We start from the raw sequence: 23,519 nt of genomic DNA, 5'->3' as shown, positions 1-23,519 counted from the left end.
CAAACCTGATGCGGGCGCACCGGAAGATCTGCCAGCCTGACCCGAACAGAACCCCACCGACCGCCGCCTGGCGGTATTTTTTTGCCTGGAGAATACCCATGACCCAAACCCAGCCCCGGGGCATCCGTAATCGGAACCCCGGAAATATCGACTTCAACCCGCGCAACGACTGGCAAGGCCAGATCGGCAAAGAACCTGGTGGCCGCTTCGCCATCTTCGACACGCCCGAGAACGGCATTCGTGCCTTGGGCAAGCTGCTGATCAACTACCGGGGCAAGGACGGCATGCCTGGTGTAGGCGGGAAGGGCATCGACACGGTGCTGGAGACCATCAATCGCTGGGCGCCGAGCAGCGAGAACGACACCCAGGCCTACGCCTCGGCCGTGGCAAAGCGCATTGGCGTGCGCACCACCGACCCGATCGACATCAAGGACCCGGCCACGCTGCGCGGGATGGTGATCAGCATCATCATCCACGAGAACGGCGGCAACCCGTACCCTCCGGCGATCATCGATGAGGGCGTGCGGCGGGCGCTGGCATGAGCTGGCTGGGCGCGGTGCCGGCCTGGTGCTGGTGGCTGATCGGCCTGGTGCTGGTCGCCGGAGGCCAGCAGTACCGGGTGGTGGTTGCCCAGGGCGATACCGGTACCGCACGCAGCGAGCTGGCCGACTACCGCCTGCAGGTGGCTGAGCGCGACCGGCGTGCAGCTGCCCAGGCCAGAACTGAAGAACAGCGCCGCCAGGCCGTGGCGGACAAGGAGGGTGAGAGTGCACGACAACAAGTGGAACTGGCCAAAGTCCGCGCCGCTGCTGCTGAGTCTGCTGCTGGTGGGATGCGCGGGGAAATCGCCAGACTGCGGGACGGCCACAGAGCCACCTGCGGCGCCATTGCTACCCAGCAGCGCCAGGCAGGAACATCTGCCGTCGTGGTGCTCGGGGGATTGCTTGAAGAAGCTGACCGAATGGCGGGAGACCTCGCGACAGCGCTTGAGCGAAGCCGAATAGCTGGGCTGGCGTGCGAGGCTGTGGTTGACGGGATGAGGTCTCGGTAGCGGTCCTATACTGGCCGTCTACCTTGAGGAAACGGGAGCAGGCTAGGTGGGCATGATCGATACTAATGACGACAATTGTGACTCATAAGTTTTCCTTCGCACTCCATCCGCGAATAGATATGCCTATAAATGCGGCGCTGATATGTCAGCGCCGCATAGTAATTACTAGTTTACAGTAAATGGTTGATATCTGAAGCTATCCCACTCTTTGCTAGAATTCGGGCTTTTTGCATAAAATCCAAGTATGTAATCACCTTTGTTTTTAGGGATCCATATAAATTCTTTGCGGTTCACAAATTCTGAAAGAGCACTCCATTCACCGTTATATTTTACGTAGACTCTGTATAGAGTGTCATCCCCGGCATCACCGCCGCTAGAGTTCAGCTTTATATTTACTGTACTTCCTAGTGGTTGTGGTGATGAACTGCTCAAAGACATTGACGTAATGCGAAGATTTGAGTTCATTTCGTCAATTTTTTTTCTCCAAACCTTTTCATAATGCTCGGTTGCATCTGTAGGCGAGATAGAATTGATGGCGTGCAGCAGGTGTACATGAATTCCAAGGTACTCAGGAGCGACATACGGCTTTGTTTTCAACACTATGTGGGCTAGATCATATGTTGAGAAGCCATCAACATCATAAAGAGGAAGAATGTTGATAAGCGTATTTAGTCCTTTTCCGTAAGTGTCGGCAGCTTCGCTACTGAGTTTTGATTGGGATTTCGACCAATCATAAATCCCTAGCAATGTAAACATGTATCCATTTAACGTGTAATCCACCGGAGTGTTAGGGTACTCAGGGAAGAAAATAAAGTCTTTAAGTGACGGGTCAAGATCACCCATGTCAGACAGTGATCCTCCGTCCTTGACCTTGGTCATGAGGTTTTGGTAGGACAGATCACCAGCGACTCTGTATTTGTCTTCTCCGCTAAGCTTAAGCGCTCTTGCGAAAACGCTGAGGGCGTTTCCTTGGGCCATAGCGCTTACCCATCCATCAGGCAACGAGTTATGCCTATGAGGCATAGTAGGGTAAGGGAAAGCACCATTAGAAGTTTGCAGATCAACTAATTTATCAGCAGCTTGATAAAACTTTCCTAAAGATTCAGCGTCGCCGCGTAGGTAGCGGCCGTGCATCATTAGTGCGTAATGGCTGAGTGTTACCGCGTTCCAGTAAAGTGAGGTTCCATTTATTACTTGAGGAAGTCCTGATTCATGCATGAATATCAGGCCGTCGTTGTGATAGTCCTTCCACTTGCCATAGTTCAGGTAGTCTCCATCGCTTGTATAATTCTGGAAGTAAGAAATGTAAGAGCCGTCGTGGAAAACACCAGACGTACCGTTGTAACGTTCTTCCAGCTCTAAAGCGTCTTCGTGGCTAACATTAGGCTTTGGCCACATTGCTCGGTTTGTGTATTTATTGTATGAGACAGCTGCTATTGATAGGATTGTGACTGCTAATAAAATCCATTTTGCTGCGGGTTTCATATTGCTCATTACATCCAGTTGTATGTTGTTTGTGATATATGGCTGAGTAGCCGATTATCAATGTTTCGATTTTGCGTTGGCTGCATAATTTTGCCTGATGGCTGTCACGCAGTCTATGGCCTAGCAGGTTGCACAACAGTCAGAAAGGTACTCACAGAAATTGCAGAAGACACCCTGCCTGGGTACGATACTGTTTTTATATACAGTGTATAGTCATGATAGATACGCTTCCACGCGAGTGGGTCGCCGCGCTCGACAACGTCTGCGACCTGGCCACCGATCCCGAGAAGCACGCGGCCAAGCTGGTGCAGCTGGCTTTCGAGTACCGCCGGCGGCGCCAGGTCGACGACCTGCAGCTGTCCGAAATGCTGGAGATGGCCGACGCAGCCAGGTGGTTCGGGCTGAGTGAGCATGAGGAGATGTATGCGTGCGGGCTGTTCAAATTCCGCGATCCTGAGCCGGACCACTACGTGCACGAGATCCTTCGAAAAGGGAAGGGTGGGCCGGCGGTCTGTGAGTAGCTATATAAAGGAAGGGAAACGGTCGGCAGGACGCCGGGAGGGGCAGCATGGGCTGCGTGAGAAATGCGTGACTCTCGTGAGCGCTTGGCAGCACCTATGGGCAGTCGATTGCAGCGAGCGCGCCAAAAAGTGCTGTGTTATCATGCCGTTGTGTGGCTTGGCATGCATGGGGTGCAAGGGGTCGAGTGTTCGAATCACTCCGTCCCGACCATTATTGAAACGAAAAAGCCCAGTCGGAAACGACTGGGCTTTTTTGTGGACTGCAGAATTGCGTACTTGAGAGTCATTCGGTGGCCAATGTAGTAGCGTCTTTGGGGCTCCCGTGCAATGCCTCCTATCAACTCCTTCCGTTTACCACTAAGCTGTAAAGGTTATTCAGCTGAAGCTAAAGCGTTCTCGATGCATCGCAAGATATCTACGATTTCCATCGCTCAATTGGCCAATCTTTGTGAATTCGTCTAATCGTAAAATGTGGCGTTCTTCTTCTGTCAGCAGATTGCTGATAAGAAGGTCACCATCTTGCGAAAACGAAATCAGGCCCGAGTCAAACAGGCGATCGATGTGTGCAGCCAGCAGCAGGCCATTTTCGGTATCTAGACGTGCGGTATTATCAGCAAGGCTCCATGCATGGATATGGGAGGCAACCAGAAGGTTTGGGTTTTGTAGGCCGGTGAGGGCGCACTTACCAGCCCAGCGACCTAGCAATCCAGACCGAAATCCGCCCTGACCAACTCTGGCTTCGATCAGTGCTGTTCTGGTTGTACTGCTCACTTTCTGAGGTGAACCGGAGTCAATCATGCGATCTTCATAGTCAACGAAGATCCCAGCTTGTTCCAGTAAAAACTGGCCAGCATCAGCAGGCAGTGCAGCCATGTAGATTTGATTGATGCCGCTCGCACTATTGAATAGTCGAGGTTCCGTGCGAGAGTCAAATCGCATCATGTAAAGTTCGGCGATGTCATCGCTGCGTACTGGGCGCTTCAGCTCGACGTAACTGATATCTACGCGATGCCCCTCATTCTGCCATTCTTTGAATGATGGGCGCGGAGGTCGTTCAGCTCTGTAGGAGTCGCGCCGAGCTGTTGCGATGCCTCGAATGTAATTGTCGTGGTAGCAAAAAACCAAATCACCTGTCTGGACTTTGGCGACGTTATCCCAGTGGCTCCGGAATTGCTTTTTTCCTGTCTTGGATCGTGAGTTAAGTGGTGCCCATAGAAATTGGCCGTTCTTGGCCTCTTTATGGGTTGCGCCGAGGTTTACCCAGAAGAATTGCATCTCGCGTCCTAAGTGATGGCCTGTCGCCAGTGACTTTAGCGAGAATTCTTATTTGGAGAAAGGAAATTTCCTACGCTATACGCCGCTATGGTGAGCGTGACGCACCTGGTTGAGCATTGACGAAGCTTTGTGCGCATCCGACTAGATAACAGCCTGCGCCACGATCACATCCTTTCCGTTGAACGTGAGTGCAGGCCCGCCATGGAGTTGATATCCCAGCTTTAAGGCATCACTGACCTTGTGGCAAAAGGAGGCATCCGGTGATGCTGCGTTGAGAACAGCCTCGAGTGCTCATTTACCCCCCGTAAACTCCGCTTCCTCAGCTGCTTTCGCCTTGTCTGAACTTCGTCTCAAGACTTTTCACACAGACACTTAGCGCCCCTCGCTTGGGCCTTTTGCTTTCATCCAGCATCGGGTCTGAGCAGTTTGGCTTTCACCAAGCCGGCCTGTATTCCCGCCGCTCAGGATACGGATGCTAGCAACTCTGTTTCTGCCTTCGGCACAATTAGGTCGATCAGGCTCGCCCGGCTACGGAAATACTGCGCAGTCTGTTCGTCGCTGCAGTAGATGTAGCAACCTTTCATTCCACGTGTCATCAAGGTTCTGTAGGTGTTCTTGATGATGAGGTCGACCAGCTCACGAGTCTCTTCGGGTGCCGTTTTCATCCGAGTCTTGTAGCCCCGTATGGATCGGTCCTGCTTGTCCCGTTTGCTTGGGTCGGTCAACACCTGGCCATCGCGAATCAACAGGTCCGGTCCGATGATCACTCCAATGTAATCGACTTCCAGCCCTTGGCAGGTGTGAATGCAGCCGACCTGCTCGATCGAATTCTGCGCGATGATCCACAGACTGCCGTCTTGGTCGAGGTTCCATTTGCGGCGGTAGTTGTCGCCAATGACGATGTCATGGGCTGAAGGTTCTTTCTTGCTGGTCCAGGGCCAGCAATAGCCGGCAACGACGCGGGCCTTATTGTGGTTGTTCTTCTGTTCGATGGCCGCGTGAAGGGCTTCGGGCGTGTCAAATACCTTGAACTCGTAGAGGCTGCTGTCCAGGTGACGGTTGGCGGTCGGGCGCACTTGAAGCACGTCGTCCAACCAAGCCAGGTAACCGTCCGAGCCGTTGCAGCGAAACTGGGAGGCGAGGGTGTACTCCTCGACCTGCGCGCCTTTGGCTTCGGCAAAGGCGCGGATTGCTTCTCGGCTGCCGATGTCGCTCAGGGTGACGCGCTGATCTTCGTCGATGAAGAAAATGGTGCAGGCCGAAGCATTGATCAGCTCTTTGATCTGGTTCTCGCCCAGGTTCCCGTAGAGGCCGCTTTTCTCGTTGAGGCGATGGGCTTCGTCGACGACCAGGAAGTCATTGATGTTCGCGGCGGTATCGACAAAGGCGCCCGACCCAACGAACAGGTTGGAGAAGTGGCTGCGGGTGATCGAGCCTGCCAGTTTGTTTTCGTAGACTTTGCGAGGTGCGGCGTTCTTGGAGACGTACCGGCCATACAGGCCTTGGCCGATGAGTTTCACCAGCAGGTTGAGTGCGACCACTGTCTTCCCGGTGCCAGGGCCACCTTGAATGATCACTACCCTCGGCTTTTCAGTAGATGCGGCAGTGCATGCGGCCATCGCTGCTTCGAAGATCTCTTTCTGATCGTCGATCAGAATGAATTCAGGTTGCGCCTTGAGCAGGCCTTTCAGAGAATCTGCCAGCGCTTTGGACGGACGGATGGGGCTGTTTACCAGTTCATGCAGCGTGCTGTTCTCATCGCCGCTGGCGATGTGTTGCTTGATGAACGTGCGCAGCTGTTCCAGCTGCTCCTTGCCTCGCATGAACAGCGGAGCCTTGCTGGTGTAATCCTGATAATGCTTTGCGTCGAGTACGCCATCAGCTACGTAGTTATGCAGATAGGCGCATGCCTGCACCTGGATGCCACCGGTATGCACGGCTTCGTTGAAACCGTGCAGTAGGCTGGCGTAAGACCACGCTTGATACGATGGATGAACGGTCTCGCGTTCTTTACCACCCAGTACAGTGCGGACAATCGCATCTTTGCTGGTGGCTTTCGCTTGGCTCCATTGTTTGAGTTCAACCAATAGAACGCTGCGCTGGCCCTCGGAGTTGAAGCCGGTAAGGGTTATATCGATTCGCTTGGAGGTCTGGGGGATGTGCAGCTCGATCGCTACGCCCATTGAGTCGGGCAGCCCGGGGGCTTGAAGCACATTGGCCATTTTGCCAAGTGAATTCTTCCACGAATTGATCTCTGAGGCGGCGACCCGTTTGCCGGTCGTGGACTGGTAACTGTCCAGAATCACGTCTTCGATATCGTCGTTGATGCAGTCGTGCAGAAACTGCGATTTGGTCGCTTGATAAACGATCAAGGTCCTTCTTCCTTACTCAAGCTGGCAATCAGAGTTGGTCGTACTTCCTGGCGGTATTGCGGGCTTTTTCGACCGGGTACTTTTCGCCGTTCAGGCGCAATTTGCGTTGAGCCGCTGCGTCCAGGTCCACGCCCAGGACCGAGGCCAGGCGTACCAGGTACATGAGCACGTCGGCGAGTTCTTCCTCGACGGCCTGCGCTGTATCCGGGTTGTGGGCGGCGGACTTGGAGGCGTCCTCGCTGAGCCATTGGAAGATCTCGTTGAGTTCACCGACTTCGCCGCTCAGGGCCATAACCAGGTTCTTGGGCGAGTGGAACTGGGCCCAGTTGCGGTCTGCGGCAAATTGCTCGAGCGCCTGGGCCAGGCGGGTGGTGTCAACGAGCTGGGGTGAAGCGGTGGGGGTTGTCACGAGAGCGTCCTGTGTTGGCGGGCGAACTGGGCTGATGGGAGCCACCGTTTAGCCTTCATTGCAGATGCTCGACACCATACGTCCTACAGACGAAATGAGAAAGTGTGTAGGAGAATTCGGAGTAGCCTGTAAATAGATCTAGGTCAAAGCGTAGCTGTATGCCGAGATCGGGAGGACTGCTATCAATCGTAGCGAAGGGAGAGCGACTGGAGTTCGTCGAGGGCCGCCATAGCGGCTTTCCGTGACTGATGAAGCTCGCTGGCATGGGGCTCGGGAAGATGGGGGCCAGGGGTTGGAATGGCAGACACCGTGGCGTTGCGCCAAGCGTCATAAACAGGGTTGTTGACGAAGCCAGATTCATGCTGACCTCGTAAAAGTGCTTCCTCGATCTGTTTGGCAATAGCTGGCTTTACAGTGCTGTAGGCAAACCGTGACGAGGGATGATTTACCACTGCTACCGGGATCCCTGTCGAAAGCGAGGTGATCCGTTTGCCGTTGCGGATGCTGAAACAGACAATCAACTGAGGTGCCAACACCTCCACTACCTGCGAGAAGGCAGAGCTGCTCCGCTCCCATGCGCCGTCTTGCGGAGCCTGACGATTGGCACTGACGAATTCCTGCAAGTAGTTGTAGTAGGCGACGCTTTCCCAAAATGCCTGCCTGTCCAGGCTGGCAACACCAGGCTTGGCTTTGGTGACCGCGGTCCTGATCTTCGCAAAGTGCGCATGCTTACGCAGCTTGCGAGTCGCCTGGGGATGCACCTGCCTCAGTGCAAGCGCCTTTATGATTTCCGGGGTAACGGTCGGGCGCTCATGTTCTTTGTTTCCATAGTGCGATTCGCACACCAATAGCACGCGCAATCCGTGGACGCCTTCGGTGTACCGGGCGCCCACCCAGGGTGCGAATCGAACGGGATGCTGAGGTGCTGTCATCTGCTGGTCAACCGGAGGCAACTTATGGAATCTTGATCCCCAACGCATTCAGCGATGGCGTATCCATTCGGCCATTCACGGTCAGCGCACTGTCCATCTGGAAGGCCATCAATGCCCCACGTGTCGCCTTGCCCATTACCCCATCGATCGTGCCTTGATAATACTGGCGCACCATCAGCGCAGTCTGCACACGCGTGACCAGATTACTTTTCTGTTCATTGGTCGCACGGGCGGACGTGCTTGAACTTGTACCGCTGGTAGCGTCAGACGACTGATAAAGACTGTTGCTGCTCGAAGTACTGTGCGAAGTGCTTGGCGCGCTATAACTCCGCGTGCTGGTGGCGGGTGGGCTGTAGGAGCGAGGCGCGCTATAGCCGCCCGAGCTGCTGTAGTGAGAACTGTGCGAGCTGTGGGAACTATGCGAACTGTGCGAGCGATGCGCCGCATAGATGTTAACGGCGTCTGGTGCGTTGAGCGTATTGGCAAATACCGGGGGCTGCAGTTTGTCAGCAGGCTGCCAGTTCGCATCGGCGAACGGCATGTGGCCTGCCTGTGCCAAGGTGGCACCTGCCATTGGCAGCAGGCTGAACCCACTGATCAGGACTTTCCAGCGGTCTAGCAGTTTCACTGTGCACTCCTTGCGTAGGCGCTAAAGGCCTCTGGCGATAGTTGTTGTACGCCGCGGCTCTGCCAGCGGTCGGTGTGGGATTTGAAGAAGCCGGAGCAATGTTTCACGGCGGCGCATTGCTGGCAGGCATCGATGAACAGGTTTTTCCAGTCCGAGATGCTCTGGCGGGCGAAGCGCGAGAGGTTGGCTGGGATCAGGCACAGGGGCAGGTTGTAGATGGAGACCGGCACTCCGCGGTTGAACAGGAAGTACGTGGCCTGGCTCAACGAGTCTTGATAGTCCAGCGGGTCGATCCACAGCTCTTCGTAGTGCTTTCTGGCAAGGCCGGTACTTTCGATACCCATCAGCGCAACATGCCGCACGAAGGGCAGGTTTCTGAACAGGTAGTGTGCCAGTTCGGGCAAGCGTGGCGTGGTCAGGCGACTGAGCACCACGCGGATCTCGATGATCTGCTTGGCGCGGGCGAGGTTGTAAAGGCCTTGCAGGGTTTCGCTGAACGCGCCTGGCGCCTGCACCACATGGTCATGGTCCTCGGCATTGTCGGCATACAGCGGTATGCCCCAGCTCAACTGCGGGTGGCCGATGGCAGCGAGTGCTTCGATCCAGCTCGGGTCCTTGAACAGGCGCCCGTTGCTGAGTACATGTACGGACTTTTGCGGCAGAACGGCTTTGCACTTTGCGAGGATTTCGAGCAGGCCTTCGCGATACAACGTTGGCTCGCCGCCGCTGATGCCCAGGTTTTCCTCAACCGGGTCCATCAGGTCGATCAGCCGAAGGTTCTCCTCAATGTGCCAGCGGTCATCGATATCCTTTGGCGGCTGCGAGCACATCAGGCAGAGGCTGTTGCAGCGATCGGTCATGAACAACAGGTTACTGTCCGAACCACGTCGATAGAGCACGCGCACCAGTGTGTTGCCTGGTGTGATGGCGATGACATCGCCTGGCTGCACGACCTCTGCATCTTTGGGGCTGTGAAGGTGCAGCCGCTCGCTTTCAAAATCGCCAACCGATGGCTCCGGTGTCAGGAATCCACCCACTGGCAATGAAAGCAGGTGCGTGTTCCTTAGCCGTTCTTCGTTTGGCAGCCAAAGCAGCAGATCATCGAAGTCGGTACTGCCGGCACACACTGCCAGGCCCTGTTCGATGAACTCGTCCAGGGTGATGACCTTGAGCAGCCTGGGTTCATGCAGGTGTTGGATTTCAAAGTGGGTATCTTTGCGCAGCATCGCCATCAGCCTCCGTAACCCGGAAGGCGAACATCGCTGTAGGCGCGCCTGTTCAACCAGGACAGCAGCACCCTCTGCACGTTGTCGTCGCCATCGCGAAGCAGGCCGAACAAATGCTTCAGCAGCCCCATGTTCTTCTTGCAGAAGCTACTGAACGCTCTGTGCCCGATCGGGTCACCTTGGCGTGCGAAGTGCTCGACGGGATCTGCGCCGCAGTAAGGAACCAGCGCACAATCCGAGCAGCCGGGTAATGCTTCTGCAACACCACTGCTAAGCAACGCCTCCATGACGGGCGATGCCAGCAGTTCCGGTAAAGGTTGCTGGACCCGACCAAGCCTCAAGCCATCTTCGCCCATCTCCAGCAACATGCGGGCTTCGTCCGACGGATAGACGTAACCGTCGTAGTTGTATACCAGCGCAGCAGTACCCGCGCCGGCAGGAGAGCGGAGGTCTACGTAGCCGGAGGAGAAGGGCGTGAGGATGTTCTTGAGCAATAGGCTCGTGTAACTCTCCGACAGATATACGCCTTGCTGGTTAATGTCCAGCAAATAGGCCAGTGCTTTCTGGTAAAAGGCCAGATATCGCTCGATCGGGTAGTCAAGGCGATTGGCACTCTTGGTGGCGAACCCATAAGGGCTCAGTGGCCGGAGCGAGATGCTGGAGAAACCTTGGTTCACATACTCGTCGATGATCGCTTCAGGCTGTTCGAGGCTTCTTGAAGTCAGTGTGGTCAATGCCGAAACCGCCTCATGCCCTAGGCGTTCACGGACCCATTGGATGCCTTTTACAGTGCGCTCGTAGGAATCCCGCGATGGTGTTGGGCGGTTGGCATTGTGCAAAGGCGCCGGCCCATCGAGCGACGTCGAAAACTGGATGCGATGCTGCTTTGCGAAGTCGAGGATTTCTTCAGTCAGGTGATGCAGCGTCGTAGTAATGACGAACTGGATGTCCCGCTGCTCGACCACGTTTCGTTCAACTATCCATTCGACAATCTGGCGTACTCGCTCGAAGGCCAGAAGTGGCTCGCCACCCTGAAACTCCACAGTCAGGGCGGGGGCGTTCGATTCGAAAAGGCGATCGACCGCAGCCCTGGCATCTGCCTCCGAGAGGTCGTGGCCCGAGCCGCCCATAGGGGCCCGCGATACTTGGCAGTACTGACAGGTATGGTTGCAGCGCAGTGTGACCACGAACAAGTGCAGTGACGGGCCTGTGAAGAGAAAGTCCTTGCGGCTGCGATACTGCGCGGCCATTTCCGGAAACGGATCGTGGCGGCCTGGCTCATAGATGAAGTGACGGGCCAGCAGGTCTTTGTGAAACGGCGTGCCCGCTTCAACGTTGAAGTGGCTGAGTGCCCGTAACTGCGCGTCGTTCACGTGCAAGTACTCTCCAGTATCGGCGGTGAGTAGAATGTCACGGTCATGACCCGTGTTCATGCGCATGAATCGGAAGGGCAGCAAGCGATAGTGCTTGGCATCGGTTGCAATCAGTGTCACTGCTAAACCCCACATCCAGCGAGTGCGGCTCGGGCTAGCACTTCGCGTAACCCCGTTGTTTCGCGGTTGATGTGGTCGCGCAGGGCGAAGTCATTCAGGTGCTGGAGGATCAGCGAATGCGCCTGCTGCGGGGAAAGTGTCAGTTGTGCATTAGTGGGGAAAGCCGTGAGGCAGATCTTGCTGGCTTCAATACCGATCTGGATCGCGACGGTGTCAGCCAAGGCGTAAGCAGCGCGTTGCACCACGCCCAGCGGGTAGGCGGCGCTGTCGATTTGCAGCGTGACTGGCCATGTCATCGAAACCGGTCCTTCAAGTCCGTTGGGAACGTGTGGATTTTGCCGGTTAACGAGGCATAGTGCTATCACAATTTTTACATTTGCACACATCTAACTGACGGAGCGGATGCCGCAACGCCATGTGCAACGGCAACTTAAACGGGATAGGCCGAGGGTTGCCGCACCCTCAGTCCACCCACCGCCACAACGGCTCATCCAGCAACCCAGCCCCCCGCAATTGCGTCTGCCCCTGGTGCTTCTCCAGCTCCAGCACATTGCACCCTTCACACGCGGTCAACGCCTCGATCAGCGGCTTGCTGTGCGATACCACCTACACCTGGCTACGTTGCGAAGCACGAATGATCAGCCGCGCCAAAGCCGGGAGCAGGTCGGCACGTAAGCTGGTCTCCGGTTCGTTGAGCACCATCAGCGATGGCGGCCGTGGCGTCAGCAGCGCGGCCATCAGCAACAGGTAGCGCAGGGTCCCGTCCGACAACTCGGCGCCACCCAGCGGACGCAGCAGCCCGTGCTGGTACAGCCGCACGTTGAACAAGCCGCCCGGTGGCGCGTCGATCTCCAGGCGGCTGCCGGGGAATGCATCCTCCAGCGCGGCCACGAGGTCTTCCACCTCACCAATCTCAATGATGGTCTGCAGCGCCGAAGCGAGGTTGCGGCCATCGTGGTGCAGCACTGGCGAGCGAGTGCCCAACTGAGGCTGACGGCAGGGCGCATCGCGGTCGATGCGGAAGAGATCGTAGAACCGCCAGCTGTTGATGAACGCGCGCAGCTCGCCGATCTCCGGCGCTTGGCGGGGGCGTCCGACGATGTTGAAGAAGCTCTCGCAGCTATCGGCATGCTGATCGAGCAGCGTCCAGCTGTTGCCCTCCCGGGCACGCACCATGGCGTGCTTGCGCTCTACCAACAAGGAAGAGGGGCGGTAGGCTCCAGCACCCCAGATGGCTTCAGATTTGATCTCGGGGTCGAGCATGAATGCAGTGGGATAGGGCAGGGGAATCGGCAGGCCGAGGGAGATGGCAAAGCCGAAATCCTCGGTGGCAAAACCCAAGCGCAGGCGTTTGACGTCGCTTGGATGCTGGCCTTGGATGGGCACCTCGCCGCGCTTCATGCGCGCACTCATTTCAGGCCCGGCCCACCAGGTCGAATCCAATCCGCCTTCACGGGCAAGTGCTTCGATCACGCCGCCCTGGGCGGTTTCGGCGAGCAGGCGCAGGGCCTTGTAGAGATTGGATTTGCCGCTGCCGTTGGCTCCTGTCACCAGGTTGAGTTGGCCTAGTGGCAACACAAGGTGATTGATTGAGCGGTAGTTGCCGATGGCGAGGGTGGTGAGCATCCGGTGCGTCCCAGCTTGAACTGAGTGACCGATTGTGGCTGAACTGGGTTAGCGTTACTACCGGTCAGCTCGGCTTCGGGAGTGGGGGTGGCTGTGCTCGAGTTCATCAAACAGGGCGCGAACCATCATGTTGAGGTAGCGGGAGGCAGCGACCATTCGGTGGTCGCCTAGCATGACGCCGATGTGGTTGAGGTAGCGAGCGCAGTCCAACAGTTTAGAAGCTTGTTCTTTGGCTTGGGGGGGATATCCCTGGAATAGTGGAGAGTAGTCGTTGGGAGGGGGCCGGAGCGATGGTCTCGATGATTGTCGCTCGAACGGCTCGGGGTGTTGATTTGGAGTATTGGTTAATCCTCCTAGAGATTGGAGCAGAAGCTTGGATTGTTGGGGCCGCTTTGCGGCCCATCGCCGCGGTTCGTTGACACGACAAGTGCGGCCCCCACCGCTGCGCGGTTATCCCCAGCTCGCGCTAAAGCCGCTTGATATGCGTAGCCGGACTCGACAGCTGAATACCCGGGCTCATGCTGATCCCCTCGATCACAACCGCTCCATCATCTGGGTGGGCTGTGGGACTATTGAGCGGGCTTCAGGTTGCGCTGATGGCCGCACAAAATGACCTTGGGCAACGGTACCGGTATATTTGCATTCAGCAACCCATTAGCAATCAAGCCAAGGACGCCGTTTCGCAGATGCCAAAGAACCATCTTCTCTTCTTCTATACGCTGGTCTTTACCAGCTTTACGGTGGCTTGTGCTTTCTTGGTTTCCGGCATATTGGCGCTAGGCCTGGCCACGCTTATCTGTTTCGTCATGTGGATACTGAGCTTCACCCTCAGATCTCCACATTACGGAGCTAACAAGCTGCGTATGGTGGCTCTGGTGCCTGTCGTAGGTTTGGTAGTGAGTCGTGGTGGGTGGGCTCCAGCCGTCAACTCGGCGATCAGTTCGCTGGCCTCGTCAAAACAGCTCGATTGGTTGCCGCAATGGATTAAAACACTTAATTTTAGCCCAGCTTTGACTATTCCCGAAATGCTGTTTTCGCTTGCACTGTTGTTGCTGGTTTTCCATTACACACGCATACCAAGCGATAACAACCAGGCTGCCTTGACAACCGAAAAGCTGGCAGGGGTGCCAAACGCTGAGATCGACTCCTTTTGTGTGAAGCTTCGGCACGACATTATCGCCCTCGACACCCAGAGCGGCTGGAATCCGCAAGATTACGCTGAGCTGGAAGCCGAAGTGGAGGTCCGCTCCAGTCACGGGCTGGTCAGGCGTAAGCGGGTGCTCAACCTACAGAAGGTTATCCGCGTCGATGGCCGGCCCCGTTCGTTCCTGCTGCTCGGCGTGCCGGGGGCGGGCAAGAGCGTAGCGCTACGTCGGCTGGCGTTGCACATGCTTGAAAAAAGAAGTGACAGCAGCTGCATCCCCGTATATGTCAACTTGCGCGAGTGGGTGCCAACCCGAGTCGTCGAACAGGGGCAGGTAAAGTTCCAGTTCAGCGACTTGCGAGCGTTTGTGATAAAGAAAATTATCAATGGCGAAGCGGCCCGCGAAGCGTTCGTTGACCAGTACTTTGATCAGTTGGTGAAGGAGGGCCGGCTGTATTTCATCTTCGACTCATTTGATGAAATTTCCGAAGTACTGGATGCAGGGCAAGATGAGGCGGTGATCAACGCCCTGTCGGAAGTGATTTCGAGGTTCATTTCCACTGATCAGGCGTCAAAGGGCATCCTGGCCTCGCGCATGTTCCGTCGGCCCACTGCGTTTCAGGCGCACAAGGTTCTGGAAATTCGCCCGTTGTCCGAGTCTGCCGCGTTAGGTGGCCTCTCACGCTTTGCCAATCTTGCACATCAGAAAAGCCTTGACCTGCTAACGCAGCGACCAGATTTGTCGCCCTTGATGCGTAACCCTTTCATGATGGTGCTGCTAGGCGACTGGATCAGCCACGAGGCCCAGCTGCCCGACAACCAGGCACAGATTTACGAACGATTCATATTGAATAAACTTGAGGCACGCCGTCCGCAGCTTGTCGATGCGGGCGTGACGACCAACCACTTCATGATGCTCACCACGGAGCTTGCTTGGTTTGTGTTCCACAACAGTAGCTATGGGCTGGAGGCGCCAGTCAAGGACATCAACGCGCATTTTCAGACTGAACAAATGGTCTTTGTGCTACGGACATTGCGGGCTATCGGCATCGCTCGTGTCACGGTCGGCGACGCCCCTTCGTTCGCGTTTATGCATCGGCGGTTTCTGGAGTACTTTGTCACCCGCAAGTTGCTAGTAGACCCCACCAAGGCACCTATTTCGGATATTCCCAAAGATGCACGTGGGCGCGATGCGCTTGTGCTTTATGCGCAGATTTGTCCGCCGGCCGAGGCGGCACGTATTGCTCGGCTTTGCTGGGACGAGATCGAGGTGCACTTCGATGACGAGTCGCAACGTATGCGAGCTATCCATTGCCTACGGTTTCTGGTGGATGCGTTTTGTTTCAGACGGGATGCGATTCACGCATTTGGTGATGAGCTCCACGAGTTTGTTTCGCGCCATGTAGGTGGGGGCGACAATCTCGTGTTTGCGAAGATCTGCCTGGAAGCGACCGGCTTGCTACCAGAAATCAAAACGGCACCGATGTTGTCTTTGGCGTTGTCAGGTGGCGATGACTGGTTGCAGGAAACTGCTTTCAAGGCATGCCGATATCTGCCGAAGGTTGAAAAAGGTTTGCAGGATGACATTGCTGCTTACCTTTTGCGGATTCCGGACTTTCGATTCTGGCGGACGCGTAAGGGGCTGCTGCTGAGTTTGTCGCTGTCGGAAGCGCTAAGAGGGGTGTACTTTAAGGCTCAGCTTAGGGTCTACAACTTGATGACTTCTGCCGTCGCCGCGATGGTGGTTGCGGGCGTTGCGCCGAAAGGGTTAGCAGTGGGTGGAGTGTATGCCTTTTTCTTCGCAATATTTCCGCAGTACTTATTTGATGCAGGACCGAAAAAAAGAAGCCAGAAGCAAACCGTGCCTGTTAGCGATCAGAAGTTGAGCAAGCCCGCCGGAATAAACTGGGTAGCTATGGGAGGGGCGGAGCGTGCGCTGATTGTGCTCCGTTATATGACAGCGGGTGGATTGGTTGTTTTTTGCCTGATGGGGCTGATGGGATGGTTGCCGGCACCAAAGGGCGGTATCTGTGTAGTGTATTGGTGTGGGATGAACTGGTTTACGTATCAGGTGGTTTGCCTGGCGCTTGCCATGTTGCTGCTGGATTGGGTAGTGGCATTGATGGCAGTGCGGAAGTTGTTGCCGCTTTTGGTAACAGTGAAGTTTTGGTTAATTGTCATGGGTGTAGTGTTGGGGTGTGCGGCGGTAATTTTTGGTTTGGTTTTGTTGAGCAGTGAGCTTGCAGCCTATACAAACTATTTGAATTATTTCCTGGCCCTCCTTGTAATTCTTGCGGTCATTGCTTTGGTTGCATTCGGCATATGGGGATGGTGGCGGGAGCAACAGGACCGTAACCAACTGAAAAGATTGCGGTTTGCCGGGGCAGTAAACCGGGTGGATATTGCTCACACAATGGGCGGCTTGCGAACCACCAAGGGCCAGATTTTATTCGTTCAGCGCCTTGAGCAGCATCGAGTCAAGGCACACGGGCAGTGGCCTGAGGGTTTCACATTGTCAGTTGGACAGGGGCCTGCGATGACTGGACTAGCTCAGTTGGAAGAGCGCTGGTTGGGGCTGGACAGGTGAGCGGCTGCGGGCGGCTCGCGCCCGCACCCCGCTCCGTGCGAGCCGAGTCGCCACACAGTGCCGCGAGATGCGAACAGGGGCTTGGATTGTCGGGATCACTTTGAGGCCCGTCGCCGGCATGCGCGGCTTCCACATGAATGAAGCGGCGGTGCTGGTGCTGAACGGTTTCAATCTTTCATCATGCCCAGTTCGGCATCATCGAGCAGGGCCTTGGCAAGGGCGCTGAGGTAGTGCGAGGCCCAGAGCAGCTGGGGTTTGTCTTCCATGAGTCCGTCGATCGTCAGGTCGCGGACGTAGCCCATCAGTTCAGAGGCCTGTTCGCGGGCGCTTTGGCAAGGGATGCCGGGTTCGATGCGGAAGAGGGGATGGGTCTGGTTATCACCTTGGTAGAAGGTGGTTTTGCCGGGTGTGAATTTGGTTTCTTCGGTGGCCATTGGTTGATCTCCCTGAAGTTGTAACTGCCTGAGCTGGCCCAATCGCTCGCAAGCTGGGGACCCGAAGACGAAAGCGTCAGACCAGGCAGGATCATGATGCGAATTAATGCAGCGTCTGCGGGTCGGCTGGTTTCTGGATTTGAACCAGCGCCGATTCGAGCAATTTGCGCAGGGTTTCGAGTTCGTGCATTGACGTCATGATCAACAGCGACACAGGGGACTTTGGCTGCATCAGCATTGCCTGCTGGGCAACGACCTCTGCGCAAATTGCATAGTCTGCCGCCATCATTAGCGTGTCTTCGAGGGAGTGGAGATTGTGGGGTGGATCGGGGACGATCTTCAGCATGGTGTGGCTCCTGTCGTAATGGAGCAACCACCAACCGCGGCTAAACGAATAGGTGGCAGCTGTACGCGGGTTAGCCGACCGGGACGTCAGGCACCCGGCGCACCCGAAGGTGCCCCGCGCACAACCGCCATAAAGGCGCTAATGCCGATTGCTCGGTATTGCATGGCTGTGGTGTCCGACGATATCGGGCGGCTAAACCCGGTCGTTGCATGACAACGACGTCCCGAGACTAGAGTCCACTATTAGCGTATGCAACGAAAAACAGGCGTCGGCAGTATCTTTGGGAAAGGTCCTACAAGGAAGGGGCTAAATCTGATTTTATTAGCCAGAGGGCGTAACAATATGTGACTGCTCAGCCCCGAAAACCGACTCGAACAATCGCGGCAGTGGCCCACCCATCAAGGGTGAGCCAGGCCAGCATCAGGCTTGCTTGCGCTTGAACAGCTTGCGGAAGAAACCGGCGATGGCCAGCAAGCCCAGAACGATAAACTTCTTGAACGCCAGCAACGCAACACCAATCTTGGCAAACAGCCCCGCCTTGGCAGCAATGCCACCAGCGACCAGTGCAGCCAGCCCATACGGCGCCAGCTTGTCGGTCTTGGCGTCGTAGTCGGCGTAGCGGTTGCCGTCGGTGAAGTTGGTAAAGGCGAGGATCTTCGGCGTTTCCTGCTTGATGGTCTGCAGGTCGGCCATTGCCGCCACAGCGTTGAGCTCCAGCACGCCTTCGCGGCCCAGCACGCGGATGCTGTAGTTCAGCGTGGTCTGGTCGGCGTCTTCGGCCTTCAACTCGCGCGCCCAGTACATCTTGTGGGTCGCCTGGTCGTAGCTCGGTGGCTCGGCCCAGCCCAACAGGGTCAGGCCGGCGTAGCCTTGCTTGCGGCGCTCCTTGTTGTCTTCCTCGTCTTCGGCCTTCATCTGCTCGAGCAGTTCGGCGTAGTCGATCTTGGCGGCGTCATCGTCGGAAATGTGGCCGTCGTTCTTGTAGCTGATGATCACGCCCCAGCCGTTGTCCGCCAGTGGGTTGACGGCGGTCGGGATGATCATGCCGAGGGTCTTGAAGCCCGGTGGGTTGCCCCAGCCTTCGGTCAGCAGGCGCTCGGTGTCGGCCGGCGAGAGGTAGTAGAACTCGTTGTTGAGTTGCAGGCTGGCGATGCCGCTGGGCAGGGTGATGGTGCCGTGCTGTGGCTTGAGCGTGGCCAACCATTGTTCGGCGGTTTGCTGCGGCTGTTCGCTGGTGGTTGGCGCAGACGCGGGGGTGTTGGCGGCAATGGCGGGCAAAGTGGTTGCGCAGAGCAACACTGCCGCCAGCAACTGGCGCAGGTGTTTCATCGTAGTCCCTTACAATTTGAATCAATTTTGGCCGCGCAGGGTAACTGAAAGAGCTGGCCAAACGCCAGAATTTCATGTTCATGCAATGCGGCAGGCTTTAGTGCGAACACTGGCGCGGTCGCTGCCATAGACCGTGTCGGGTTCTTCGTGAGTGGACTCGCTCCTACAGGGCCACGCTCTAGAGCCGATCTGGTCGTAGCCGTCCGCCTGCCATTAACAGTAAGGATCGTTGAATGGAACAGTCTTGCACCACGTATTACCTGGAAATGTCCTCGCCCTCTGAGTTGAAGGCAAAGCCTCAGCCTCAGGACCTTCAGATCATCGAATGTGAAGTGCCTCAGCCGGAACTAAATCGGTTTCTCTACCAGTTGGTGGGCACGGCTTGGGAGTGGGGCGATCTTGATGTGTGGACGCTGTCAGACTGGCAGGCGCTCGTTGAGCAGGAAGGCCACCGTACTTGGGTTGCCTATCACCGGGGTGCGATAGCGGGCTATTACGAGCTTTACCGCCCGGATGGGCGTAACAGCGAAATCCGCTACTTCGGGCTGGCACCGCAATTCCTGGGATGTGGCTTCGGCGGGGCGCTGTTGAGCCACGCGATTCAATCCGCGTGGGCGTGGCAGGGTACAGAGCGGGTTTGGGTGCACACCTGCACCTTTGACCATCCTGCTGCGCTGGGTAACTACCAGGCGCGTGGACTGCGTATTTACAAGCAGGAAGAGGCGTAGCCCAGTGGGTGAGCCGGGGCCGCCTTGCGGCCCATCGCCGTGGCACGACAAGCGCGGCTCGCGGCATGGGCCTGATGCTTGGTGTTGATTACTTCTTCGCCATGATCCGCAAAATGCGCAGGAACAGGTTGATGATGTCCAGGTACAGCGCCGCAGCACTGTCGATCGCGTTGTCGACGGTGCGTTCGATCCGGTTGGCACGCCCCCAGTCCACGCCGATGTAGCCGCAGAAGATCGCAGCGACGATGTAGTCCATGGCCGCCAGGTGGGTGCCGAAAAAGAACGCCTGGCCCAGCTCGACGAGGATCGACACCAGCAGGGCGATGAACAGCGACGACTCGATCCGTCTGAAGAATGCCGGGAACAGGGTCCCCAGTATCATCATCCCCGCCGTCAGCAAGATGGTGGTCTGCACCGCCTGGACGATGATCTCGTGCGAGTAATCGGGCAGCACCACCACCAGCAGCAGGCCGACCGGCAGCACGATCAGGTTATAGCCGAGGAAGCTGTACATCGGATCCTGCGAGCCGGCGAGGAGGGCGACGCCGGACATCGCCAGGACGAAGTAGCCAATGAGGAACGCTATCAAGGGGATGGCCAGCATGACCTCGGCCGGTACCGTGGTGACCAGGTACCAGTTCACCGCAAAGCCCCACAGCAGCACGGCACCGAGGATGAGGTTGTAGGCGTTGGCCGAGATCTGGTGGTTGGTACCGACCCGGTTGAAGGTGTCGTTTTCAATCATGTGCAGGGCTTTCCTTTGCTGAGTGTCCGGGTAACGACCAGGCCGGCGAGGGTACGGGACCTTTGGCGATGGTGGGGCAATGATGGCATATGGCTGCATCGTTATTGAAGGGATCGCGCGCTCCTACGGGTGAAATAACGAGCGCTGCGGTTTATTGAGGAACCACTGGCAGGTCCGTGCATTCACAGTTTAGAGATCACTTGTGAGGGGTAAGCCATGACAGACCAGAAACAGGATCAGCAACCAGCCGATGTGCCGGCCCACTCGACCGAAGAGGAAAGAGCGCGGCTCAAGGACAAGAACAAGGACGGTATTCCGCCAGGCGCTGAGTGATGGATGGTGCGGCAGTGGGTTGCCGTAGCTGGGGCCGCTTTGCGGCCCTTCGCGGCTGAAGCCGCTCCCACAGGGAGCGGTGTGGGGCGGGCGGGTCAGCGCTGGTAGGCCTTGCCGAAGTGTCGCTCAAGGCGTGCCTGCACCAGCTCCAGCAGGATCGACAACACCCAGTAGATCACCGCCGCCGTGGTCAGCATCTCCAGGTACCGGTAGCTTGAGCGCCCATAGGACTGTGCCAGGAACATCACTTCCCAAACCCCCATCACCGAGATCAGCGACGAGTCCTTGAGCATCGAGATGAACTGGTTGGCCGTGGGCGGGATGATCACGCGCATGGCCTGGGGCAGTACGATGCTGGTGAAGATCTGCACCGGCCGCAGGCCCAGTGCAAGGGCGGCTTCGCGCTGGCCGCGGGCGACGCCGAGGATGCCGGCGCGGAAGATCTCGCTCAGGTACGCACCGTAGTTCAACGACAACGCGATGATGCCGGCGCTGATGGCGCCGGGCACCAGGCCCAGCTGTGGCAGGCCCAGGTAGATGAGCAGGATCTGGATCAGCAGCGGGGTGCCGCGGAAGAACGAGGTGTAGAAGCTGGCGATGCCCACCAGCACTGCGCTGTTCGACAGGCGTGCAAGCGCGGCGGCAAAGCCGAATGCCACCGACACCACCATCGAGCACAGGCACAGGAACAGGGTCAGTGCTGCACCTTGCAAAAAGCCGTTGGGCCCGAGCTTGAAGCCGCCGAGGTTGGGGAATTTCTCGACGATGATCGCGAACTTCAGGTCGAAGCTGAGGAAGAACGCCACGAACAGGGCGAACAGCGCCAGCCAGGTCAGGTACAACCGGGTGCGGAAGCCGAACAGGCCGGCAACCGTGGCGCGCGCCACGGGATTGGGGGCAGGGGGGAAGGTGCTCATTTGCTGATGTCGGCGCCGATCCATTTCTGCGAGATCTGCGCCAGCGTGCCGTCAGCCTTCAGCTCGGCGAACACCTGGCGCACCTTGGCGTCCCACTCTGGGTCGCCTTTTTCGATAGCCACCGAATTCGGCTCTTCATACAGCGGGGCGCCGGCCAGCTTGAAGCGGTTGTCCTGGTCCAGGCGCGGCTTGGCGGTCACCAGGTTGGTGAGGATGGCGTCCAGGCGCACGCCAGCGCCCAGGCCCAGGTCCTGGAAGGCGACGTTGTCGGTGTCGTAGGGGGCGATCTGCACGGCCTCGAACGGGTAGTCGATGTGGCGGTCTTCGGCGCCTTCGATCACCAGGTTCTTGTTCAGGTAGCTCTCGTAGCTGGAGGCGGCGGTCAGGCCGACCTTGCGCCCGTCCAGGTCTTTGGCGCCGTGGATGCGGTCATCCTTGGCATTGACCACGATGACGGCGGGCGAGGCGTAGTACTCCACCGGGAAGGCGAACACTTCGGCGCGGGCCTTGCTCGGGGTCATCGAGCAGATGCAGATGTCGTAGCGCCCGCTCCAGCGGCCGGCGGCGATCACGTCCCAGGAAGGGGTTTCCAGGCGCAGCTTGACGCCGAGCTTCTGCGCCACTGCCTTGGCCACATCGACGTCGAAACCGTCGAGCTGGTTCTGCGCGTTGAGGAACGAGAACGGCGGGTAGCTTTCCATCAGCACGTTCACCAGCTCCTTGTTCGTCTCGACGCGCTCGAGGGTGGTGCCGGCGAAGGTTTGGGTAGCGGTAGCGAGCAACAGGAGGCTCGCGCCGAGCAGGGCAGGGATGCGCATGTAAACACCTGAAAAATTGGCAAAACGGGACAGGAGGTATTAAATAGTTATAAATAATCGAAATATAATGAATTTTAATCATAAGCACCTTTAGAGACGTTATATGACACAGCGAGCGATGGTGGTTCTGGACGGTGGCATGGGGCGGGAATTGCAGCGCAGCGGCGCGCCGTTCCGCCAGCCCGAGTGGTCGGCGCTGGCGCTGAGCGAGGCCCCCGAGGCGGTGGTCGGGGTGCATGCCGCGTTCATTGCCGCGGGTGCGCAGGTGATCACCAGCAACAGCTATGCGGTGGTGCCGTTTCATATCGGCGAGGAGCGGTTTGCCAAGGAGGGCCTGCAACTGGCCTCGGTGGCGGGGCAGTTGGCTCGTCGGGCGGCCGATGCCAGTGCGCAGCCGGTGCAGGTGGCGGGGTCGTTGCCGCCGTTGTTCGGCTCCTATCGGCCAGACCTGTTCCAGCCTGAGCGGGTGGCCGAGGTGCTGACGCCACTGCTGCAAGGGCTGGCGCCGCATGTGGACCTGTGGCTGGCGGAAACCCAGAGCTTGATTGCCGAGGTGCGGGCCATTCACAGCCACTTGCCAGCGGACGGCAAGCCATTCTGGGTGTCGTTCACCTTGCAGGACGAAGACGTCGATGCCGTGCCGCGCCTGCGTTCCGGCGAGCCGGTGGCCGATGCCATCGAAGCGGTGGCCAGCCTCGGTGTTGCGGCGGTGCTGTTCAATTGCAGCCAGCCGGAAGTCATCGGCGCGGCGCTGGAGGTGGCGCGCACGGTGATCGACGCCCGCCAGGCGGATATCGCCATCGGCGCCTACGCCAATGCCTTCCCGCCGCAACCGAAGCAAGCCACGGCCAACGATGGGCTGGATGAACTGCGGGAAGACCTCGACCCGCCGGGCTACCTGGTGTGGGCTCGCGACTGGCGGGCGCGTGGGGCGAGCCTGATCGGCGGCTGCTGTGGCATCGGGCCGGAGCATATTGCCGAGATCAAGCGCGGCCTGGATTGAAAGGCACTGTGGCGCGGCATTTGGGGGGGTGAAAGATACCTGGTGGATGGCACGGGCTTCGCCCGTGTTCGCGGGTAAACCCGCTCCCACAGGGGGCGCGCTAGTGCTGCCACTTCA

The 23,519-nt window shown here is 57.6% G+C and carries 21 protein-coding genes and 2 pseudogenes; 6 read left to right on the top strand and 17 right to left on the bottom strand.

The window, feature by feature from the left end:
• Window positions 1–98 precede the first annotated feature (98 nt).
• Both L6D64_RS21810 and L6D64_RS21805 read left to right on the top strand, forming a co-directional pair.
• Window positions 99–542 carry a structural protein P5 gene (locus L6D64_RS21810; protein WP_176510341.1) on the top strand — a complete coding sequence of 148 codons (444 nt, stop codon included), beginning with the start codon at window positions 99–101 and terminating at the stop codon, window positions 540–542.
• Window positions 539–1,051 (top strand): DUF2514 family protein, encoded by a 513-nt coding sequence (locus L6D64_RS21805; RefSeq protein ID WP_236192571.1) that lies wholly within the window; start codon window positions 539–541, stop codon window positions 1,049–1,051. Before L6D64_RS21810 ends, L6D64_RS21805 begins: the two co-directional genes overlap by 4 nt.
• A 165-nt stretch (window positions 1,052–1,216) precedes the next feature.
• Here the strand turns inward: L6D64_RS21805 and L6D64_RS21800 are convergent, their stop codons facing one another.
• Window positions 1,217–2,545 carry a D-glucuronyl C5-epimerase family protein gene (locus L6D64_RS21800; protein ID WP_176507984.1) on the bottom strand — a complete coding sequence of 443 codons (1,329 nt, stop codon included), beginning with the start codon at window positions 2,543–2,545 and terminating at the stop codon, window positions 1,217–1,219.
• Between the two features lie 206 nt (window positions 2,546–2,751).
• On the opposite strand from L6D64_RS21800, the gene L6D64_RS21795 reads away from it, so the two are divergent.
• Window positions 2,752–3,057, top strand: coding sequence for a hypothetical protein (locus L6D64_RS21795; protein ID WP_176507985.1), 306 nt, complete (start codon window positions 2,752–2,754; stop codon window positions 3,055–3,057).
• Window positions 3,058–3,432: 375 nt separating this feature from the next.
• Here L6D64_RS21795 and L6D64_RS21790 read toward each other — a convergent pair whose 3' ends face one another.
• From L6D64_RS21790 to L6D64_RS21745, 10 genes and pseudogenes are all read right to left on the bottom strand, one after another.
• Window positions 3,433–4,332: an HNH endonuclease gene (locus L6D64_RS21790; RefSeq protein ID WP_176507986.1), complete on the bottom strand. Its 900-nt coding sequence runs from the start codon at window positions 4,330–4,332 to the stop codon at window positions 3,433–3,435.
• A 141-nt stretch (window positions 4,333–4,473) separates the two neighbouring features.
• Window positions 4,474–4,587, bottom strand: a pseudogene (locus L6D64_RS21785) (DUF1737 domain-containing protein); the annotation flags it as partial.
• A gap of 206 nt (window positions 4,588–4,793) precedes the next feature.
• Window positions 4,794–6,704, bottom strand: coding sequence for a DUF2075 domain-containing protein (locus L6D64_RS21780; protein WP_176507987.1), 1,911 nt, complete (start codon window positions 6,702–6,704; stop codon window positions 4,794–4,796).
• A 28-nt stretch (window positions 6,705–6,732) separates the two neighbouring features.
• Entirely contained in the window at window positions 6,733–7,113 is a 381-nt protein-coding gene (locus L6D64_RS21775) for a nucleotide pyrophosphohydrolase (RefSeq protein ID WP_176507988.1), read from the bottom strand.
• 182 nt (window positions 7,114–7,295) lie between these two features.
• Window positions 7,296–8,045, bottom strand: a complete 750-nt coding sequence (locus L6D64_RS21770; protein WP_176507989.1) for a hypothetical protein — start codon at window positions 8,043–8,045, stop codon at window positions 7,296–7,298.
• A 22-nt stretch (window positions 8,046–8,067) separates the two neighbouring features.
• Window positions 8,068–8,673, bottom strand: a complete 606-nt coding sequence (gene hxsA, locus L6D64_RS21765) for a His-Xaa-Ser repeat protein HxsA (protein ID WP_176507990.1) — start codon at window positions 8,671–8,673, stop codon at window positions 8,068–8,070.
• Window positions 8,670–9,905, bottom strand: a complete 1,236-nt coding sequence (gene hxsC, locus L6D64_RS21760) for a His-Xaa-Ser system radical SAM maturase HxsC (protein ID WP_176507991.1) — start codon at window positions 9,903–9,905, stop codon at window positions 8,670–8,672. The genes hxsA and hxsC overlap by 4 nt, the downstream gene beginning before the upstream one ends.
• A complete protein-coding gene (hxsB, locus tag L6D64_RS21755; protein ID WP_176507992.1) occupies window positions 9,905–11,392 on the bottom strand; it encodes a His-Xaa-Ser system radical SAM maturase HxsB in 1,488 nt (495 codons plus the stop codon). Before hxsB ends, hxsC begins: the two co-directional genes overlap by 1 nt.
• 2 nt (window positions 11,393–11,394) lie before the next feature.
• On the bottom strand, window positions 11,395–11,688 hold the full coding sequence (gene hxsD / locus L6D64_RS21750) for a His-Xaa-Ser system protein HxsD (RefSeq protein WP_176507993.1): 294 nt from the start codon (window positions 11,686–11,688) through the stop codon (window positions 11,395–11,397).
• A 166-nt stretch (window positions 11,689–11,854) separates the two neighbouring features.
• Window positions 11,855–13,018: pseudogene (locus L6D64_RS21745) on the bottom strand (AAA family ATPase).
• Window positions 13,019–13,614: 596 nt separating this feature from the next.
• Here L6D64_RS21745 and L6D64_RS21740 point away from each other — a divergent pair.
• The gene (locus L6D64_RS21740; protein ID WP_176507995.1) at window positions 13,615–16,749 is read left to right on the top strand and encodes an NACHT domain-containing protein; all 3,135 of its coding nucleotides are present in this window, start codon (window positions 13,615–13,617) and stop codon (window positions 16,747–16,749) included.
• A 167-nt stretch (window positions 16,750–16,916) separates the two neighbouring features.
• Here the strand turns inward: L6D64_RS21740 and L6D64_RS21735 are convergent, their stop codons facing one another.
• The 3 genes from L6D64_RS21735 to L6D64_RS21725 all read right to left on the bottom strand — a co-directional run bounded on the left by L6D64_RS21735 (window position 16,917) and on the right by L6D64_RS21725 (window position 18,858).
• A complete protein-coding gene (locus tag L6D64_RS21735; RefSeq protein WP_054887111.1) occupies window positions 16,917–17,183 on the bottom strand; it encodes a DUF3077 domain-containing protein in 267 nt (88 codons plus the stop codon).
• 103 nt (window positions 17,184–17,286) lie between these two features.
• Window positions 17,287–17,529 (bottom strand): hypothetical protein, encoded by a 243-nt coding sequence (locus L6D64_RS21730; RefSeq protein WP_176507996.1) that lies wholly within the window; start codon window positions 17,527–17,529, stop codon window positions 17,287–17,289.
• Window positions 17,530–17,949: 420 nt separating this feature from the next.
• The gene (locus tag L6D64_RS21725) at window positions 17,950–18,858 is read right to left on the bottom strand and encodes a DUF2167 domain-containing protein (RefSeq protein ID WP_176507997.1); all 909 of its coding nucleotides are present in this window, start codon (window positions 18,856–18,858) and stop codon (window positions 17,950–17,952) included.
• Window positions 18,859–19,091: 233 nt separating this feature from the next.
• On the opposite strand from L6D64_RS21725, the gene L6D64_RS21720 reads away from it, so the two are divergent.
• Window positions 19,092–19,586: a GNAT family N-acetyltransferase gene (locus L6D64_RS21720; protein WP_176507998.1), complete on the top strand. Its 495-nt coding sequence runs from the start codon at window positions 19,092–19,094 to the stop codon at window positions 19,584–19,586.
• Window positions 19,587–19,674: 88 nt separating this feature from the next.
• Here L6D64_RS21720 and L6D64_RS21715 read toward each other — a convergent pair whose 3' ends face one another.
• The 3 genes from L6D64_RS21715 to L6D64_RS21705 form a co-directional block, all read right to left on the bottom strand.
• On the bottom strand, window positions 19,675–20,331 hold the full coding sequence (locus L6D64_RS21715) for a Bax inhibitor-1 family protein (protein ID WP_176507999.1): 657 nt from the start codon (window positions 20,329–20,331) through the stop codon (window positions 19,675–19,677).
• 428 nt (window positions 20,332–20,759) lie between these two features.
• The gene (locus L6D64_RS21710) at window positions 20,760–21,581 is read right to left on the bottom strand and encodes an amino acid ABC transporter permease (RefSeq protein ID WP_176508000.1); all 822 of its coding nucleotides are present in this window, start codon (window positions 21,579–21,581) and stop codon (window positions 20,760–20,762) included.
• Window positions 21,578–22,399, bottom strand: a complete 822-nt coding sequence (locus L6D64_RS21705; protein ID WP_176508001.1) for an ABC transporter substrate-binding protein — start codon at window positions 22,397–22,399, stop codon at window positions 21,578–21,580. The genes L6D64_RS21710 and L6D64_RS21705 overlap by 4 nt, the downstream gene beginning before the upstream one ends.
• Before the next feature lie 118 nt (window positions 22,400–22,517).
• Here L6D64_RS21705 and L6D64_RS21700 point away from each other — a divergent pair, with 118 nt between their 5' ends.
• On the top strand, window positions 22,518–23,402 hold the full coding sequence (locus L6D64_RS21700) for a homocysteine S-methyltransferase family protein (protein WP_176508093.1): 885 nt from the start codon (window positions 22,518–22,520) through the stop codon (window positions 23,400–23,402).
• Window positions 23,403–23,519: the final 117 nt, after the last annotated feature.

It is taken from the genome of Pseudomonas urethralis (assembly GCF_021602465.1).
Lineage (GTDB): Bacteria > Pseudomonadota > Gammaproteobacteria > Pseudomonadales > Pseudomonadaceae > Aquipseudomonas > Aquipseudomonas vlassakiae.
The sequence above is the reverse complement of the archived record's forward strand: the minus strand, read 5'-3'. Positions and strand labels throughout refer to the sequence as shown.

Coding starts and splice junctions, on each gene's coding strand:
- L6D64_RS21795 (WP_176507985.1), top strand. CDS start 2,752: ATGATAGATACGCTTCCACGCGAGTGGGTCGCCGCGCTCGACAACGTC.
- L6D64_RS21790 (WP_176507986.1), bottom strand. CDS start 4,332: ATGCAATTCTTCTGGGTAAACCTCGGCGCAACCCATAAAGAGGCCAAG.
- L6D64_RS21740 (WP_176507995.1), top strand. CDS start 13,615: ATGGCCGCACAAAATGACCTTGGGCAACGGTACCGGTATATTTGCATT.
- L6D64_RS21705 (WP_176508001.1), bottom strand. CDS start 22,399: ATGCGCATCCCTGCCCTGCTCGGCGCGAGCCTCCTGTTGCTCGCTACC.
- L6D64_RS21715 (WP_176507999.1), bottom strand. CDS start 20,331: ATGATTGAAAACGACACCTTCAACCGGGTCGGTACCAACCACCAGATC.
- L6D64_RS21725 (WP_176507997.1), bottom strand. CDS start 18,858: ATGAAACACCTGCGCCAGTTGCTGGCGGCAGTGTTGCTCTGCGCAACC.
- L6D64_RS21810 (WP_176510341.1), top strand. CDS start 99: ATGACCCAAACCCAGCCCCGGGGCATCCGTAATCGGAACCCCGGAAAT.
- L6D64_RS21730 (WP_176507996.1), bottom strand. CDS start 17,529: ATGCTGAAGATCGTCCCCGATCCACCCCACAATCTCCACTCCCTCGAA.
- hxsC (WP_176507991.1), bottom strand. CDS start 9,905: ATGGCGATGCTGCGCAAAGATACCCACTTTGAAATCCAACACCTGCAT.
- L6D64_RS21770 (WP_176507989.1), bottom strand. CDS start 8,045: ATGACAGCACCTCAGCATCCCGTTCGATTCGCACCCTGGGTGGGCGCC.
- L6D64_RS21800 (WP_176507984.1), bottom strand. CDS start 2,545: ATGAGCAATATGAAACCCGCAGCAAAATGGATTTTATTAGCAGTCACA.
- L6D64_RS21710 (WP_176508000.1), bottom strand. CDS start 21,581: ATGAGCACCTTCCCCCCTGCCCCCAATCCCGTGGCGCGCGCCACGGTT.
- L6D64_RS21805 (WP_236192571.1), top strand. CDS start 539: ATGAGCTGGCTGGGCGCGGTGCCGGCCTGGTGCTGGTGGCTGATCGGC.
- L6D64_RS21720 (WP_176507998.1), top strand. CDS start 19,092: ATGGAACAGTCTTGCACCACGTATTACCTGGAAATGTCCTCGCCCTCT.
- L6D64_RS21735 (WP_054887111.1), bottom strand. CDS start 17,183: ATGGCCACCGAAGAAACCAAATTCACACCCGGCAAAACCACCTTCTAC.
- L6D64_RS21700 (WP_176508093.1), top strand. CDS start 22,518: ATGGTGGTTCTGGACGGTGGCATGGGGCGGGAATTGCAGCGCAGCGGC.
- hxsD (WP_176507993.1), bottom strand. CDS start 11,688: ATGACATGGCCAGTCACGCTGCAAATCGACAGCGCCGCCTACCCGCTG.